Annotated in this window: 15 protein-coding genes and 1 tRNA gene; 13 read left to right on the top strand and 3 right to left on the bottom strand. The window is 69.4% G+C overall.

Annotated features, from left to right (window positions below; translation table 11 throughout):
- Positions 1–70 precede the first annotated feature (70 nt).
- Entirely contained in the window at positions 71–328 is a 258-nt protein-coding gene (locus tag OG542_RS25755; protein ID WP_184592987.1) for a hypothetical protein, read from the top strand.
- A gap of 12 nt (positions 329–340) precedes the next feature.
- Complete coding sequence (glmS, locus tag OG542_RS25750) at positions 341–2,158, top strand: glutamine--fructose-6-phosphate transaminase (isomerizing) (protein WP_311125863.1); 1,818 nt, start codon at positions 341–343, stop codon at positions 2,156–2,158.
- Positions 2,159–2,306: 148 nt separating this feature from the next.
- Here the strand turns inward: glmS and OG542_RS25745 are convergent, their stop codons facing one another.
- Entirely contained in the window at positions 2,307–2,867 is a 561-nt protein-coding gene (locus tag OG542_RS25745; protein WP_184592991.1) for a GPR1/FUN34/YaaH family transporter, read from the bottom strand.
- A gap of 142 nt (positions 2,868–3,009) precedes the next feature.
- Entirely contained in the window at positions 3,010–3,537 is a 528-nt protein-coding gene (locus OG542_RS25740; protein WP_193478238.1) for a universal stress protein, read from the bottom strand.
- A gap of 305 nt (positions 3,538–3,842) precedes the next feature.
- Here OG542_RS25740 and OG542_RS25735 point away from each other — a divergent pair, with 305 nt between their 5' ends.
- The 5 genes from OG542_RS25735 to OG542_RS25715 all read left to right on the top strand — a co-directional run bounded on the left by OG542_RS25735 (position 3,843) and on the right by OG542_RS25715 (position 8,038).
- On the top strand, positions 3,843–4,175 hold the full coding sequence (locus OG542_RS25735; RefSeq protein ID WP_184592995.1) for a hypothetical protein: 333 nt from the start codon (positions 3,843–3,845) through the stop codon (positions 4,173–4,175).
- A 377-nt stretch (positions 4,176–4,552) separates the two neighbouring features.
- The gene (locus OG542_RS25730) at positions 4,553–5,827 is read left to right on the top strand and encodes a helix-turn-helix domain-containing protein (protein WP_184592997.1); all 1,275 of its coding nucleotides are present in this window, start codon (positions 4,553–4,555) and stop codon (positions 5,825–5,827) included.
- A 133-nt stretch (positions 5,828–5,960) separates the two neighbouring features.
- Entirely contained in the window at positions 5,961–6,563 is a 603-nt protein-coding gene (gene orn / locus OG542_RS25725; protein ID WP_311125865.1) for an oligoribonuclease, read from the top strand.
- Positions 6,564–6,679: 116 nt separating this feature from the next.
- Positions 6,680–6,752: transfer RNA gene (locus tag OG542_RS25720), tRNA-His, on the top strand.
- A gap of 95 nt (positions 6,753–6,847) precedes the next feature.
- Positions 6,848–8,038 (top strand): MFS transporter, encoded by a 1,191-nt coding sequence (locus OG542_RS25715; RefSeq protein ID WP_328413820.1) that lies wholly within the window; start codon positions 6,848–6,850, stop codon positions 8,036–8,038.
- A 15-nt stretch (positions 8,039–8,053) separates the two neighbouring features.
- Here the strand turns inward: OG542_RS25715 and OG542_RS25710 are convergent, their stop codons facing one another.
- On the bottom strand, positions 8,054–9,109 hold the full coding sequence (locus OG542_RS25710; RefSeq protein WP_328413819.1) for a LacI family DNA-binding transcriptional regulator: 1,056 nt from the start codon (positions 9,107–9,109) through the stop codon (positions 8,054–8,056).
- A 399-nt stretch (positions 9,110–9,508) separates the two neighbouring features.
- Here OG542_RS25710 and OG542_RS25705 point away from each other — a divergent pair, with 399 nt between their 5' ends.
- From OG542_RS25705 to OG542_RS25680, 6 genes are all read left to right on the top strand, one after another.
- Positions 9,509–10,834, top strand: coding sequence for an ABC transporter substrate-binding protein (locus OG542_RS25705; RefSeq protein ID WP_328413818.1), 1,326 nt, complete (start codon positions 9,509–9,511; stop codon positions 10,832–10,834).
- A gap of 5 nt (positions 10,835–10,839) precedes the next feature.
- Complete coding sequence (locus tag OG542_RS25700; protein ID WP_328418105.1) at positions 10,840–11,853, top strand: carbohydrate ABC transporter permease; 1,014 nt, start codon at positions 10,840–10,842, stop codon at positions 11,851–11,853.
- A gap of 12 nt (positions 11,854–11,865) precedes the next feature.
- Positions 11,866–12,783, top strand: a complete 918-nt coding sequence (locus tag OG542_RS25695; protein ID WP_328413817.1) for a carbohydrate ABC transporter permease — start codon at positions 11,866–11,868, stop codon at positions 12,781–12,783.
- A gap of 119 nt (positions 12,784–12,902) precedes the next feature.
- Entirely contained in the window at positions 12,903–14,342 is a 1,440-nt protein-coding gene (locus OG542_RS25690; RefSeq protein ID WP_328413816.1) for a GH1 family beta-glucosidase, read from the top strand.
- Positions 14,343–14,589: 247 nt separating this feature from the next.
- On the top strand, positions 14,590–14,970 hold the full coding sequence (locus tag OG542_RS25685) for a hypothetical protein (RefSeq protein WP_328413815.1): 381 nt from the start codon (positions 14,590–14,592) through the stop codon (positions 14,968–14,970).
- A 6-nt stretch (positions 14,971–14,976) separates the two neighbouring features.
- Positions 14,977–16,104 (top strand): WD40 repeat domain-containing protein, encoded by a 1,128-nt coding sequence (locus OG542_RS25680; protein WP_328413814.1) that lies wholly within the window; start codon positions 14,977–14,979, stop codon positions 16,102–16,104.
- Positions 16,105–16,117 lie beyond the last annotated feature (13 nt).

Raw genomic sequence — 16,117 nt, 5'->3', positions numbered from 1 at the left:
CCAACACTCATCTGCCCGATACCGGGCAGAATTCTTGCGAAAGTGCCGCCGGTGCCTCAGGATCTAGCGAGTGCACGACGAACTCGTTGATCATCTGACGCGGTCCAGCCCCCTCAGCCGGGGCGAGGCGCTGCGCGTGATCCAGGACGTGCTCGCGTACTTCGACGAGACGACCGAGGAGTACGTCCGTCGCCGCCACCGTGAGCTCCAGGCCCAGGGCCTGGTGAACACGGCGATCTTCGAACGGATCGAGGCGGATCTCAAATATCGCGCGGTGGCACCGCCCGAGCTCTCGCTCAGGCAGCTGCGGCGCATCGTCTACGGCTAGGAATGCGTATATATGTGCGGCATCGTCGGTTACATCGGGAAGCGTGACGTCGCTCCCCTGCTCCTGGAGGGCCTGCAGCGCCTGGAGTACCGCGGCTACGACTCCGCGGGCATCGTCGTCACGTCCCCGAAGACCTCCGGCCTGAAGTTGGTGAAGGCCAAGGGCCGCGTGCGCGACCTGGAGGCCAAGGTCCCGGCCCGCTTCAAGGGCACGACCGGCATAGCCCACACCCGCTGGGCCACCCACGGCGCCCCCTCCGACGTCAACGCCCACCCGCACCTGGACGCCGAGGGCAAGGTCGCCGTCGTCCACAACGGCATCATCGACAACGCCTCCGACCTGCGCCGCAAGCTGGAGGCGGACGGCGTCGAATTCCTCTCCGAGACCGACACCGAGGTGCTGACCCACCTCATCGCCCGCTCGCAGGCCACCAAGCTGGAGGACAAGGTCCGCGAGACCCTCCGGCTCATCGAGGGCACGTACGGCATCGCCGTCATGCACGCCGACTTCCCCGACCGGATCGTCGTCGCCCGCAACGGCTCCCCGGTCGTCCTCGGCATCGGCGAGAAGGAGATGTTCGTCGCCTCGGACATCGCCGCGCTGGTCGCCCACACCCGCCAGATCGTCACCCTGGACGACGGCGAGATGGCCACCCTCAAGGCCGACGACTTCCGCACCTACACCACGGAGGGCACCCGCACCACGGCCGAGCCCACCACCGTGGAGTGGGAGGCCGCCTCCTACGACATGGGCGGCCACGACACCTACATGCACAAGGAGATCCACGAGCAGGCCGACGCCGTGGACCGCGTGCTGCGCGGCCGCATCGACGACCGCTTCTCCACCGTGCACCTGGGCGGCCTCAACCTGGACGCCCGCGAGGCCCGCCGGATCCGCCGCGTGAAGATCCTCGGCTGCGGCACCTCGTACCACGCGGGCATGATCGGCGCCCAGATGATCGAGGGCCTGGCCCGCATCCCCGCGGACGCCGAGCCTGCCTCCGAGTTCCGCTACCGCAACGCGGTCGTCGACCCCGACACCCTCTACGTCGCGGTCTCCCAGTCCGGCGAGACCTACGACGTCCTCGCCGCCGTGCAGGAGCTCAAGCGCAAGGGCGCACGGGTCCTGGGCGTCGTGAACGTGGTCGGCTCGGCGATCGCCCGCGAGGCCGACGGCGGCATCTACGTCCACGCCGGGCCGGAGGTCTGCGTGGTCTCCACCAAGTGCTTCACCAACACCACGGTCGCCTTCGCCCTGCTCGCCCTCCACCTGGGCCGCACCCGCGACCTCTCGGTCCGCGACGGCAAGCGGATCATCGCGGGCCTGCGGAAGCTGCCCGCCCAGATCGCCGAGATCATGGAGCACGAGGAGGACGTCAAGAAGCTGGCCCAGCAGTTCGCCGAGGCCCGCTCGATGCTCTTCATCGGCCGGGTGCGGGGCTATCCGGTGGCTCGCGAGGCCTCCCTGAAGCTCAAGGAGATCTCCTACATCCACGCCGAGGCCTACCCCGCCTCCGAACTCAAGCACGGCCCGCTGGCCCTGATCGAGCCGGCCCTTCCCACGGTCGCGATCGTCCCCGACGACGACCTGCTGGAGAAGAACCGCGCGGCCCTGGAGGAGATCAAGGCCCGCAGCGGCAAGATCCTCGCGGTCGCCCACCAGCACCAGGAGAAGGCCGACGAGACGATCGTCGTCCCGAAGAACGAGGACGAACTCGACCCGATCCTGATGGGCATCCCCCTCCAACTCCTGGCGTACCACACGGCCTTGGTTCTGGGCAGGGACATCGACAAGCCCCGCAACCTGGCCAAGTCAGTGACAGTGGAGTAATTGGCTCTTTAGGGGCGCGGGGAACTGCGCGAACAACCCCCACGCACCCGCACAGGCCAAACGAAGGGACGGACCCCATGTGCTGCCACCACGCACAGGGGGTCCGTTTTCATCGCCGGGAAGCCGCCCAACTCCCCGGCCCGCGCAGCTAACCGGTGGCCGTCACGCCCCGGCCGGCGGCGCGTCGCGGAAGCGCCGTAGGCCAGTGCGCCAGGGCCGCGGTCGCCGCGTACCAAGCCACCGCCCCCGCAGCGACGGCGAACCAGCCACCCACCTTCACGAGTCCGTCGTTGCCGGCGAAACTCGCGATCGCCATGAGCAACAGGGCGACGAAGAACAGCCCGTACATCCCCTGACCGAGCTGGTCACCACCGGCGAGCGTCAGAGACAGCGCCACAAGCGCGAACAACAGCAGGAACAACCCTGCCGCGTTGGCGGACGCCTCCCCCGCCACGGCCCACGTGAACCACAGCGCCCCGAGCACCGAGAACGCCGTACCACCGGCGGAGTCCCCTTCCCGGAGGGCCATCAGCCCGGCGACGAAGAGGGCGATTCCGCCCACGTATTGGGCGATTGACACAGCGTCAGTGGCTGACACACCGTCGATCACAGCGGTATGCCCCAACCCGAAGGCCAACAGGGTGATTCCGAGGGCGAGTCGACCGACCACGGTCGTGATGCCGCTTCCCGCGGAGACGTCTTTGTCCACGGCGGGCTCCCTTCGTGCATGTGCAGTTGTGCGGTGCCCCTTATATGCCCTTCACAAGGGCACAAACACCTCTACGCGCAAGTAGTTTTACGCACTGCACAGGGGAAGCCCGTACGCCGGGAACGCTCAGGAAGTCAGAGAGTCAGGGAATGACCATGACCGGCCGCTGCGCCCGCTTGGCGAGCCGCCCCGCGACCGAGCCGAAGATGCGCCCCACGATGCCGTGACTCGACCCGACGACGATCGCGTCGGCCTCGTACTCCCGGCCGACCTCTTCGAGTTCGTGGCAGATGTCCCCGCCCCGCTCGACGAGGATCCAGGGCACCTCGGCGAGGTACTCCGCACAGGCCAGCTCCAGTCCGAGCACCTCGGTCCGGTGGTCCGGCACGTCCACGAAGACGGGCGGCTCGCAGCCGGCCCACACCGTGGTGGGCAGCCGGTTGGCGACATGGACGATGATCAGGCCCGACCCGGAGCGATGGGCCATCCCGATCGCGTAGGCCAGGGCGCGCTCACTGGACGTGGAGCCGTCGAATCCGACGACGACGCCGTGCTTGAAGGCGGGATCGCAGGAATGGCGTGGCTCTTGTGCCGCCAGGGGCTCGGCCGCCGTGGGATCGGCGACGGGCCGCTTGCGGTCCGCTGGTTCGAAGAATTCGTGACCGGCCATGGCTGTCTCGGCGTTGTGATCCTTACATGGGGGACAACAGTGTGCGGCGGAGCTGTGTCCGGGAATGGTCTTCCCAACCCCATACCCCCAAGGGTACGGCGGCACGCCTCCTTAGCCCAGATCCCGCTCACTGTGCGTGCGGGTTCCAGGGAGCATGCACGAGGCGACGCCCGTAACGCAATGGTTGCTGCGTTGTACAGGCGGTTTGCACAGGATTCACTTACCCGTGGCGGTGATCCGTTCACCCAGTGACCGACGTCCCCGCCACGCGTTGAACCCCGTGAGTCACGCCACAGGGAGCGCCCATGTCCGGACCACGCCCCGCCTCCGAGGCGGACCGCGCGGCCCCGCCGCCGCGGGACACCGCGACGGATGTGGTTCGCTGGGCGGCCTTCAGCTGCCTGCTCGTCCCGGTCGTGCTCCTCGGCTACGGCAGCTCCCTGGCCGGTGCCGCCGGCACGGCCCTCGGGCTCGCCGCCGTCACGGGCGCCTGCCGGGTGCTGCTGCGCCAGTCCGAGCGCGGCGCGGCCCGGCTGGCGGCCGAGGACCGGGCACCCCACCGGGGCCGGCACCACCGCACCGGAACGGGGTCGCACCGAGGCGGGCGGCACACCGGAGGAGATACACCGGTCGGCTGACCGGTTTCAGTGCACGTGCACGTTGGTTTTCAGCCAACTTCTCGCACCCGTGCATCACCCCGCCGAAGCACCCCCCAACCCCCGTTCGACCTGCACGGAAAGGGCCTCGGGGGACCTGCGCACCCTACGCGGATTGGCCACTGCGACAAGGCGCACTTCCCTGCACGCCCCACGAGTGCAACGCTTCGTGATCGAATGCTTCACGCCAAGTTGCCAAGTCGACAATGTGCCGAGTGCCGAACCGGCCATCTCGGCGCGGCGGGACACAGTAGATTCGATCTTGACTGTCTACGGCGGGGGACTCGTGCAGGACCGAGGGGAAACGTGCAGGAGCGACACAACCGAGGAGCCGCGACCACCGAGGGGGGCTTAGCAGTATGAGCCACGACTCCACTGCCGCGCCGGAAGCCGGCGTCCGGAAACTTTCCGGGCGACGCCGCAAGGAGATCGTCGCGGTGCTGCTGTTCAGCGGCGGCCCCATCTTCGAGAGTTCCATACCACTGTCGGTGTTCGGGATCGACCGCCAGGACGCCGGCGTTCCGCGCTACCGACTGCTGGTGTGCGGCGGTGAGGACGGCCCGCTGCGGACCACAGGGGGCCTCGAACTCAGCGCGCCACATGGCCTGGAAGCGATCTCACGCGCGGGCACGGTCGTCGTACCGGCCTGGCGTTCGATCACTTCTCCGCCACCGGACGAGGCGCTCGACGCGCTGCGCCGCGCCCACGAGGAGGGCGCCCGCATCGTCGGGCTGTGCACCGGCGCCTTCGTCCTGGCCGCGGCGGGCCTGCTGGACGGCCGGCCCGCGACGACACACTGGATGTACGCGCCGACGCTGGCCAAGCGCTACCCGTCGGTGCACGTCGATCCGCGCGAGCTGTTCGTCGACGACGGGGACGTGCTGACGTCGGCGGGCACCGCGGCCGGAATCGATCTCTGTCTCCACATCGTGCGGACGGACCACGGCAACGAGGCAGCCGGCGCGCTGGCCCGCCGCCTGGTGGTCCCGCCGCGCCGGTCGGGCGGCCAGGAGCGCTACCTCGACAGGTCTTTACCAGAGGAGATCGGCGCCGACCCGCTCGCGGAGGTCGTCGCCTGGGCGCTGGAGCACCTCCACGAACAGTTCGACGTGGAGACGCTGGCGGCACGCGCGTACATGAGCCGTCGTACGTTCGACCGCCGCTTCCGCTCGCTGACCGGGAGTGCCCCGCTGCAATGGCTGATCACGCAGCGGGTGCTCCAGGCGCAGCGCCTGCTGGAGACGTCGGACTACTCGGTCGACGAGGTGGCGGGACGCTGCGGCTTCCGGTCGCCGGTCGCCCTGCGCGGGCACTTCCGCCGCCAGCTGGGCTCGTCCCCGGCCGCGTACCGGGCGGCGTACCGCGCCCGGCGTCCGCAGGCCGAGCGGCCCCAGGACGTCGACGGCGGACCAGGCGGTCCCGGGGGCGGCATGCCGGGCCACACGGGGCATCCCGGCCAGGCGCCCGCCGCGCTCCACCCGGAGCACCCGGTCCCGCTCCAGTCCCGCCGTACGGCGGCCGCGAGCGCGGTGGGGTCGTCCCCGGCCCTGTCGGCGTCGGCCGCGTCCGACAACGGGCGGGAGTCCTACATATCGGCCCGGGCGAGTCTGCCGGGACAACGCAGCGCGACGTGAGCCGGTGACCGGGCCCGCGGGGAGGGAAGCCTCCCCGCGGGCCCGGCGCCGTTTCCGGAGCGGGCGGACTTCGGCCACGAGGTCACCGCACGGTCGGGACGAGCCCGGGGCGGTGGGCCGTAAGGTTAGACACATGAACGATCGCATGGTGTGGATCGACTGCGAGATGACCGGCCTCTCGCTGTCGGACGACGCGCTCATCGAGGTGGCCGCCCTCGTGACCGACTCCGAGCTGAACGTGCTCGGCGAGGGCGTGGACATCGTCATCCGTCCGCCGGACCGGGCGCTGGAGACGATGCCGGATGTGGTGCGTCAGATGCACACCGCGTCCGGGCTGCTCGCCGAGCTGCCGGACGGCACGACGCTGAAGGACGCCGAGGAGCAGGTCGTGGCGTACGTGAGGGAGTTCGTCAAGGAGCCGGGCAAGGCCCCGCTGTGCGGCAACTCCGTCGGCACGGACCGCGGCTTCCTGCTGCGCGACATGCCGACGCTGGAGGGCTACCTCCACTACCGGATCGTCGATGTCTCGTCGGTCAAGGAGCTGGCCCGCCGCTGGTATCCGCGCGCGTACTTCAACAGCCCGAAGAAGAACGGCAACCACCGCGCGCTCGCCGACATCCGCGAGTCCATCGCGGAGCTGCGCTACTACCGCGAGGCCGTCTTCGTCCCGCAGCCCGGGCCCGACTCGGACACCGCGAAGAAGATCGCCGCGAAGCACGTTCTGCCTGCTCAGTAAGGACGCCCGGGTGCCCGTCGAGGGGCGCCGCGAAAGCCGGGCGCGAGCACCCCTTCGGACCCTGTACACTTTTTCTCGGCCGGTCAGGGAAGTCACTGACCTCCAAGCCGGTCATGGTGGGTGTAGCTCAGCTGGTAGAGCACCTGGTTGTGGTCCAGGATGCCGCGGGTTCAAGTCCCGTCACTCACCCTGAGTAATCAGCCGGTGGCTTCGATGAAGCCACCGGCTGAAGCTTTTTGCGCGCCTCTCCGGGACGGCGCGGCAGGCGGGGCTACGGTCGCGGCATGGACGGTGGACGCCGAGCGTGGCGCGCGTGTGTGCTCAGCGGGGCGGTGTTCGCCGTGTGCATGGCCGGCACCACGCTGCCGACCCCTCTCTACCCCCTCTATCAGGGCAAGTTCGGGTTCTCCGAGCTGACGGTGACCGTGGTCTACGCCCTCTACGCCTTCGCGGTCATCGGCGTGCTGCTGCTGGCCGGCAACGCCTCGGACGCCGTGGGCAGACGCCCGGTGCTGCTGTGCGGCCTGGGCCTCGCCGCGGCGAGCGCCGTCTGCTTCCTGTGCGCCACCGGGCTCGGCTGGCTGTACGCGGGGCGGCTGCTGTCGGGACTGTCCGCCGGTCTGTTCACCGGCGCGGCTACCGCGTACGTGATGGAGCTGGCGCCCGAGGGCGGCGCCTTGCGGGCCACGTTCGTGGCGACGGCCGCCAACATGGGCGGACTGGGCTGCGGTCCACTGCTGTCCGGGGTGCTCGCGCAGTACGCCCCCTGGCCGCTGTACCTGCCGTTCGTCACGCACCTCGTCCTGGTGGCCGGTTCGACCGCCGTCCTGCTGCGGCTCGCGGAGACCGTCCGGGAGCGGCGGCCGCTGCGCACCGTACGGCCGCGGCGGCCCGCTCTGCCCCCGCAGGTGCGGGCGGTGTTCGGACCCGCGGCGACCGCCTCGTTCGTGGGCTTCGCGCTGTTCGGGGTGTTCACGTCGGTCAGCCCGGAGTTTCTCGCCGAGTCCCTGGGCGTGACCGACCACGCCGTGAGCGGGCTGATCGTCGCGCTGGCCTTCTTCGCCTCGACCGCCGGCCAACTCGCGGTCGGCCGGGTCGGTGTACGGCGCTCCCTCCCCCTGGGCTGCGCCGGGCTCCTCGCCGGTCTCGCACTGCTCGCGGGCGCGCTGCGGTGGGACCTGATGGCGCTGGTGGTGCTGAGCGCGCTCATCGGCGGGGCCGGGCAGGGACTGGCGTTCCGCGGCGCGCTGTCCGAGGTGGCCGAGGCCTCGCCCGAGCACCAGCGCGCCGCGGTGATCTCGACCCTGTTCGTGGTGGCCTACGCGGGCATCTCGGTCCCGGTGATCGGCGTCGGCCTGCTGGCGGGCCCCATCGGCCTGGAGGGCGCGGGCCTGGTGTTCATCGCGTGCATGGCGGTCCTGGTCTCGACGGCGGCCGCCTACCTGCTCCGGCGGCCGGCACCGGCCAGGACGTGATCCAAACGACAGGCCCTAAGACGACGACCGGGACACCAGCTCCGTGGCCAGGACCATCTGGCGTCGTTCCAGGCCCCGGGACGCCGCGGGTCGGCGGTCGGCGATCTCCGTGAGCAGGAGGTCGATCATGTGGTGGCCCATCTCCTCGATGGGCTGGCGGACGCTGGTGAGGGGCGGGTCCATGTGGCGGGCGATGGCGGAGTCGTCGTAGCCGACGAGCGCCACGTCGTCGGGGATGCGGCGGCCCGCCTCGCGCAGGGCCTGGCGGGCACCGGCCGCGGTGACGTCGGAGGCGGCGAAGACCGCGTCCAGGGTGGGCCGACGCTCCAGCAGGGCCGCCATGGCGCGGCGGCCGCCCTCCTCCGTGAAGTCGCCCGCCTCGATCAGCGCCTCGTCCGCCTCGTGGCCCGCGTCGCTCAGGGCGTCGCGGTAGCCGTCGATACGGCGCTGGGCACCGTAGACGTCGAGACGGCCGGTGATGTGGGCTATCCGGCGGCGGCCACCGGACAACAGGTGCTCGACGGCCTGGCGGGCGCCGCCGTAGTTGTCGGAGTCGACCGACGCGAGGGTCTCCGCCGCCGAGCGCGGGCCGCTGATCACCGCCGGTATCTCCAGCTGGGCCAGCAGGTCGGGCAGCGGGTCGTCCGCGTGCACGGAGACCAGCAGGACGCCGTCCACCCGGTGGGCCGCCAAGTACTGGGCGAGGCGGCGGCGTTCGCGGTCGCTGCCCGCGAAGATCAGCAGCAGCTGCATCTCCGTGTCGGAGAGCGCCGCCCCGACGCCCTTCAGCATGTCCGAGAAGTACGGCTCCGCGAAGAACCGGCTCTCCGACTCGGGCACGACCAGCGCGATCGCGTCCGTACGGTTCGCCGCCAGGGCGCGCGCGGCGGTGTTGGGGACGTATCCGAGCTCCGCGACCGCCGCCTCGACGGCCGCGCGGGTCGCGTCGCTGACCCGGGGCGAGCCGTTGATCACCCGGGAGACGGTGCCGCGGCCGACACCGGCGCGCGCCGCCACCTCTTCGAGGGTGGGCCGGCCACCGCTTCGGCCCCGCGCTCCGTGGCTTGCCATGGGCTCCGCCTTCCCGTCCACACCCGCACTCTGCGGCTGGCCTGGAATTTAACAGGCTCGTCAGCTGTAGTGACGGCCACCGAGGGCTTGCCGCCCCCGGCCTTCCGCTTGGGCCGCACAAGCCGGTTCGGATGGCTCGATACCGCCGGCCCGGGCCGCAACCGACCCCGGCCCGGGTCCAGTTAACAGCCCGATAACTGAACGCATCTCTCCCTGTCCGGTCCCTTGACACCCCCGCCCCGACCGGCGAACCTTCAACACATCACTGGTGGGAGCGCTCCCACGGTACCTGACACATACACAACCCGCACGTTCCCCGCCCGAGCCGAAGCGAGCAAAAACGGGTCCAACAATGCAGTTGGCCGGGGGGTCGGCACGTCAGGGCAACAGGAGGACGACATGCGAGCACGCATCCGAACCGCCCGCAAGGCGATGGTCGTGGCGGCCGTCGCGTCGCTGGGCGCCGGGCTGCTGGCCGGCTGTGCCGACGACGGCGGCGACGACAGTTCCGGCTCCTCGTCTGGCGACAGCAGCGGCAAGACGACGATCTCGGTGGGGCTCTTCGGCACCATGGGCTTCAAGGAGGCCGGCCTCTACGACGAGTACGAGAAGCTCAACCCGAAGATCAAGATCGCCCAGAACGTCGTCGAGCGGAACGAGAACTACTACCCGGCGCTGCTGAACCACCTCACCACCAGCAGCGGCCTGCTCGACGTCCAGGCGGTCGAAGTCGCCAATATCGCCGAGGTCGCGGCCACCCAGGCCGACAAGCTCGAGGACATGTCCAAGGTCTCGGGCGTGGACAAGAGCAAGTGGCTGCCCTGGAAGTGGCAGCAGGCCACGACCAAGGACGGCAAGACCATCGGCCTCGGCACCGACGTCGGCCCGATGGCGATCTGTTACCGCACGGACCTCTTCAAGCAGGCCGGTCTGCCCACCGACCCGGCCGAGGTCGGCAAGCTGTGGGCCGGTGACTGGGCCAAGCTCGTCGAGGTCGGCGAGCGGTACAAGTCGAAGGCGCCCGAGGGCACTTTCTTCATGGACTCCCCCGGCGGTCTGATCCAGGCGATCCTGGGCAGCGAGAAGGAGAAGTTCTACGACTCCTCCGGCGAGGTCATCTACAAGACGAACCCGGCTGTGAAGGCCGCCTTCGACCTGACCTCCGAGGCCGCCAAGAAGGGTCTGGTCCAGTCGCAGACGCAGTTCCAGCCGGGCTGGAACTCCACGATCGCGAACAACAAGTTCGCCACCATCGCCTGCCCGCCGTGGATGCTGGGCACGATCAAGGGCAACGCCAAGCCCGACGCTGCCGGCAAGTGGGCCGTGGCCGAGGCGCCCAAGGGCGGCAACTGGGGCGGCACCTTCCTCACCGTGCCGAAGAGCGGCAAGAACGTGAAGGAGGCCCAGAAGTTCGTGACCTGGCTGACCGCTCCGGAGCAGCAGGCGAAGCTGTTCAAGGTGCAGGCCAGCTTCCCGAGCGCCCCGTCCACGTACGCGATGCCCGAAGTGACCGGCGCGACGAACGAGATGACCGGTGACCAGAAGATCGGCCCGATCTTCGCGGAGGCCGCCAAGGCCGCCCCGGTCCAGGTGATCGGCCCGAAGGACCAGATCATCATGCAGGGCCTGACGGACAACGGCGTCATCCTCGCCACGAAGGGCAAGTCCGCCAAGGAGGCCTGGGACTCCGCGGTCAAGACCATCGACAACAAGCTGGACCAGTGACCCGTATGGCAACCCGCCACGACACCGCCGCGTCCCCCGCCGAGGGGGGCGCGGCCCCGGGCCGCCCGCCCGCGGACCCCGGGTCCCTGGAGAAGGAGCAGCGACGCCGGGACAGGCTGTCCCGCCGCTGGCAGCGGGACATCCGCTGGAGCCCGTACGCCTTCGTGTCTCCGTTCTTCCTGCTGTTCATCGCGTTCGGCCTGTTCCCGCTGATCTACACGGGCTGGGCCTCGCTGCACCAGGTCGAGCTGACCGCGCCGACCGACATGAACTGGGTCGGGCTGCGCAACTACACCCGGATCTTCGACGACGAGTTCTTCTGGAACGCGGCGCAGAACACCCTGACCATCGGCATCATCTCCACCGTTCCGCAGCTGCTGATGGCGATGGGCATCGCCCACATCCTCAACTACAAGCTGCGGGCCTCGACGTTCTTCCGGGTCGCGATGCTCGCGCCGTACGCGACGTCGATCGCCGCGGCTTCGCTGGTGTTCGTGCTGCTCTTCGGCCGTGACTACGGCATGATCAACTGGGCGCTCGACATGGTCGGCATCGACCCGGTCGACTGGCAGAACGACACGTGGGCCTCGCAGATCGCCGTCTCGACGATCATCATCTGGCGCTGGACCGGCTACAACACGCTGATCTACCTGGCCGCGATGCAGGCGATCCCGCAGGACCTGTACGAGTCGGCGGCCCTGGACGGGGCCAACCGCTGGCAGCAGTTCATCCATGTGACGCTGCCCGCGCTGCGCCCGACGATTCTGTTCACCTGCGTGGTGTCGACGATCGGGGCGAGCCAGGTGTTCGGCGAGCCGCTGCTGTTCGACTCCAACAAGGGCACCTCCGGTGGCGCGGAGCACCAGTTCCAGACGCTCGGCCTGTATCTGTACGAGCAGGGCTGGGTCGCTCAGCACCTGGGCCGTGCCTCGGCCATCGCCTGGACGATGTTCTTCATCCTGATCGTCATCGGCATCGTCAACTACGTCATCTCGCGCCGGCTGCGCGCCAGTAGCTAAGGAGGTCCGGCCGTGACGACGACTGTGACGCCCCCCGACGCGCCGCCGCCCGGTGCGCCCGTGAAGGAGTCCAAACGCCCGCGTGTGCCGAAGGCCGCACGGGCCGGAGGGCAGCTGCACGGAGGTCCGATCGCGTACGCGATCCTCATCGTGTTCACGATCGTTTCGCTGTTCCCGCTGGTGTGGACGGCGATCGCCGCCTCGCGTGACAACCAGCGTCTCGCGCAGACACCGCCGCCGTTCTGGTTCGGCTCGGGCCTGTTCGACAAGCTGGAGATCGCCTGGAAGGACGCCAATCTGGGTGAGGCGTTCTTCAACACCACGATCGTGGCGGGTACGTCGGCGCTGACCATCGTCTTCCTGTCGACGATCGCCGGTTTCGCCTTCGCCAAGCTGCGGTTCAGGGGCCGTGGCGCGCTGATGCTGCTCGTGATCGGCACGATGATGGTGCCGCCGCAGCTGAGTGTGATCCCGCTCTACATGATGGTCGCCAAGCTCGACTGGACGGACCAGTTGCAGGCGGTGATCCTGCCGTCCCTGGTGAGCGCGTTCGGCGTGTTCTTCATGCGGCAGTACCTGATCCAGGCGCTGCCGGACGAGATCATAGAGGCCGCCCGGGTCGACGGGGCGAGCAGCTGGCGCGTGGTGTGGCACGTGGTGTTCCCGGCGGCGCGGCCGGCGATGGCCGTGCTCGGGATGCTGACGTTCGTGCAGACCTGGAACGACTTCATGTGGCCGTTCCTGGTGCTGACCCAGATGGGCAATCCGACCGTGCAGGTGGCGGTCGCGGGTCTCGGCCGCGGGTACACCCCCGACCAGTCCCTGATCATGGCGGGCGCGCTGCTGGGCACGCTGCCGCTGTTGCTGGTCTTCGCGATCTTCGGCAAGCAGATCGTGGGCGGCATCATGCAGGGCGCCGTGAAGGGCTGACGCCCTCGTTCGTTTGTCCCAGGGGGCCGGGCCAGTGCCGCTCCGGCCCCTGTTCGTCCCGCCCCTCCCCCTTCCCCCTTCACCTGTCGGTCTCCACGACCCCCAATGGGAGCGCTTCCATGCCTGACTCCGAGAACCCGGCCACTCCGGTGACCTTCCCTCCCGCTTTCGTCTGGGGCGCGGCCACCTCCGCGTACCAGATCGAGGGCGCGGTGCGGGAGGACGGCCGGACGCCGTCGATCTGGGACACCTTCAGCCATACGCCTGGCAAGACCGTCGGCGGCGACCACGGTGACATCGCTGTCGACCACTACCACCGCTACCGCGAGGACGTGGCGATGATGGCGGACCTGGGCCTGGGCGCCTACCGCTTCTCCGTCTCGTGGTCGCGGGTGCAGCCGACCGGCCGGGGCCCGGCGGTCCAGAAGGGCCTGGACTTCTACCGCCGGCTGGTCGACGAGCTGCTGTCCAAGGGCATCAGGCCGGCCGTCACGCTCTACCACTGGGATCTGCCGCAGGAGCTGGAGGACGCGGGCGGCTGGCCGGAGCGCGACACGGCGTACCGCTTCGCGGAGTACGCGCAGATCGTCGGCGAGGCGCTGGGTGACCGCGCGGAGCAGTGGATGACGCTCAACGAGCCGTGGTGCAGCGCGTTCCTCGGCTACGCGTCCGGTGTGCACGCTCCCGGCCGTACGGATCCGGCGGCCTCGCTGCGTGCCGCGCACCATCTGAACCTGGCGCACGGGCTGGGCGCGTCGGCGCTGCGGTCGGTGATGCCGGCCCGCAACCAGGTAGCGATCGCCCTCAACTCCGCGACCGTGCGGCCGCTTTCGCAGAGCCCGGCGGACCTGGCGGCGGCCCGGAAGATCGACGACCTGGCCAACGGGGTCTTCCACGGACCGATCCTGCACGGCGCCTACCCCGAGTCGCTGTACGTGGCGACGGCGGACCTCACCGACTGGGACTACGTCCTGGACGGCGACCTGACGCTGATCAACCAGCCGCTGGACGCGCTGGGCCTCAACTACTACACGCCCGCGCTGGTCTCGGCGGCGGACGCGGCGGCGCGGGCGCCGCGTGCCGACGGTCACGGGGCGAGCGACCACTCGCCGTGGCCGGCCGCGGGCGACGTCGCCTTCCACCAGACGCCCGGTGACCGCACGGAGATGGGCTGGACGATCGACCCGACCGGTCTGCACGAGCTGATCATGCGTTACACCCGGGAGGCGCCGGGCCTGCCGCTGTACATCACCGAGAACGGCGCGGCCTACGACGACAAGATCGACTCGGACGGCCGGGTGCACGACCCGGAGCGTGTCTCCTACCTCCACGGTCATCTGTCCGCGGTCCGCCGCGCGATCACCGACGGCGCCGATGTGCGCGGCTACTTCCTGTGGTCCCTGCTGGACAACTTCGAGTGGGCGTACGGGTACGGCAAGCGCTTCGGCGCGGTGTACGTGGACTACGCGACGCTCCAGCGGACGCCGAAGTCCAGCGCTCTCTGGTACGGGAAGGCGGCGCGCACCGGGGCGCTGCCGCCACTGGAGCCGGCCGCTTAGGCCGCCCCTGGGGGAGCGGGGAAAGGGGCGCGGTACCCGACGGGGGTGCCGCGCCCCGCTGTTTTCAATTGTGAGGCAGATCACCCACGAATAATTCATACACTCGGAACTTTGGAATTCTGCATTCCGGTAATTCGCGGTGTCCTAAATTCGCTTCCCGTCTGATCATCATGCGTCTAAGGTCGATGTCGATCAGGGCGGGGGGCCGTGGGGCTGCTCCGCAGTCCTGCGGTGAAAGGGAAACTCAGTGTTCAGATCGTTCACCCGGATAGCCGTGGCCGGTGCTGCTGTGGCCACGGTCTTCGCCGGCACCACGTCGACGGCTCAGGCCTCCGATTTCTCCACTCTCGACAGCGACAAGAAAATCTCGCTTCCGGGCGGCCGGGGCACGATGACCTTCATCGACGATGGAGACGTGTTCAAGGTCTGCGACACGAGGGCGGACGGCCATGGTGTCTCGGGTCGCCTGATCGACAACAACCACAACGAAAAGCTCTATATCACCGACGGCGGCGACTCCGGCTGCGGCAAGGGTGGCTACGACGTCGGTCAATTCGGCTCGTACCAGATGCAGCTCTCGTGGAACGGCGACGGCTACGAAGTGAAGTCCGAGTGGTTCAACGAGTAAACCGGAATGAAGACGGTACGAGGCATCGTGGTGACCGCCGCTGTCGCGGCGGTCGTCGCATGCGGCGTGGCGGTGTCGCTGGCCACGGCCGGCGATGACCGTTCGCCGGAGCGGTCCGCGGGCGGGCTTCCGGCCCCGGACGTCATGGCACATCCGGATCAGTCGCCACCACGGGAGCGCATCGCCGCCGGGAGGGTCGCCGTCTCGGCGTACTTCACCGCGCGAACCGTGCAGCGGCCACAGGGTGACGGCGTCGTCGCGTACGAGTGGAGCCTGCTCGACACGACCACCGACCGCTACCGGAAGACCGACTGGGCCTGGCTCGATGTGGCTCCCGGGATGAAAACCGCCGCGGTGCTGGAGCGCGATCTGCCGGTCGATCGCATCGGACTGCTGAATCTGGCCACGGGCAAGGTGGAGCGCTGGATCAAGGTGGACCGGGGTGTGGGCGGGGTGCGGTTCTCCCCCGACGGCAAGCGCCTTGTGGCGACCGCCTACGACCTCAACCCGGATGGTCTGTTCAAGGACGCGTCGTACCAGCTGAACGACAAGACGGTGCCGGGGCCCAAGCCGAGCCGGACCGGCTTCTACGTCGCCGACGTCGCCTCCGGACGGGCGGACTTCACCGAGCGCCCGCCCAGGAAGGACGACCGCGGTTCGCACACCCGCGGCGGACGCCAGGATTTCATGTGGAGCCGAGACAGCACATTGCTGTGGGAGCCCTGGGCGAACAAGGCGGGCAAGGTCTTCTACGACGTGGACGGCAAGGAGGTGCCCGTTCCGGAACGGGAGGCGAAACTGGGCTCTCCCGGGGCGCTCCTCTCCCCCGACAAGAAGCTCGTCACGGGTAAGTTCGCCGGCGATGACGGCCAGATCGTTTCCGAGGTGCTGGATGCGAGCAACGGCGAACGCGTCGCGCTCGTTCCCGGTCAGCAACTGCTCGCCTGGGCCGACGACGACGCGCTCATCGCATGGAGATGCGACCCCGAGCGGTGCGACCCCGGCAAGGGCGAGTTCCGCAACCAGCTGGTCCTGGTGAGCCTGGACGGAAAGAGCCTTACGCCGCTGTCCGGCTTCCGGAAGGCCGACCTCCATTACAGCGGCCGCTGGACGCCGGTGTTTTCCAGGCGTTGAGATCCCGCACTCG

The sequence above is a fragment of the Streptomyces violaceus genome (genome assembly GCF_036014075.1).
Lineage (GTDB): Bacteria > Actinomycetota > Actinomycetes > Streptomycetales > Streptomycetaceae > Streptomyces > Streptomyces violaceus.
Note: the sequence above shows the minus strand (reverse complement) of the source record. Positions and strands in the feature narration are given on the sequence as shown.

What these genes read in the sequence shown, in the direction of transcription:
- glmS (WP_311125863.1), top strand. Translation starts at nt 341, where the DNA reads ATGTGCGGCATCGTCGGTTACATCGGGAAGCGTGACGTCGCTCCCCTG.
- OG542_RS25740 (WP_193478238.1), bottom strand. Translation starts at nt 3,537, where the DNA reads ATGGCCGGTCACGAATTCTTCGAACCAGCGGACCGCAAGCGGCCCGTC.
- OG542_RS25735 (WP_184592995.1), top strand. Translation starts at nt 3,843, where the DNA reads ATGTCCGGACCACGCCCCGCCTCCGAGGCGGACCGCGCGGCCCCGCCG.
- OG542_RS25730 (WP_184592997.1), top strand. Translation starts at nt 4,553, where the DNA reads ATGAGCCACGACTCCACTGCCGCGCCGGAAGCCGGCGTCCGGAAACTT.
- orn (WP_311125865.1), top strand. Translation starts at nt 5,961, where the DNA reads ATGAACGATCGCATGGTGTGGATCGACTGCGAGATGACCGGCCTCTCG.
- OG542_RS25715 (WP_328413820.1), top strand. Translation starts at nt 6,848, where the DNA reads ATGGACGGTGGACGCCGAGCGTGGCGCGCGTGTGTGCTCAGCGGGGCG.
- OG542_RS25710 (WP_328413819.1), bottom strand. Translation starts at nt 9,109, where the DNA reads ATGGCAAGCCACGGAGCGCGGGGCCGAAGCGGTGGCCGGCCCACCCTC.
- OG542_RS25705 (WP_328413818.1), top strand. Translation starts at nt 9,509, where the DNA reads ATGCGAGCACGCATCCGAACCGCCCGCAAGGCGATGGTCGTGGCGGCC.
- OG542_RS25700 (WP_328418105.1), top strand. Translation starts at nt 10,840, where the DNA reads ATGGCAACCCGCCACGACACCGCCGCGTCCCCCGCCGAGGGGGGCGCG.
- OG542_RS25690 (WP_328413816.1), top strand. Translation starts at nt 12,903, where the DNA reads ATGCCTGACTCCGAGAACCCGGCCACTCCGGTGACCTTCCCTCCCGCT.
- OG542_RS25680 (WP_328413814.1), top strand. Translation starts at nt 14,977, where the DNA reads ATGAAGACGGTACGAGGCATCGTGGTGACCGCCGCTGTCGCGGCGGTC.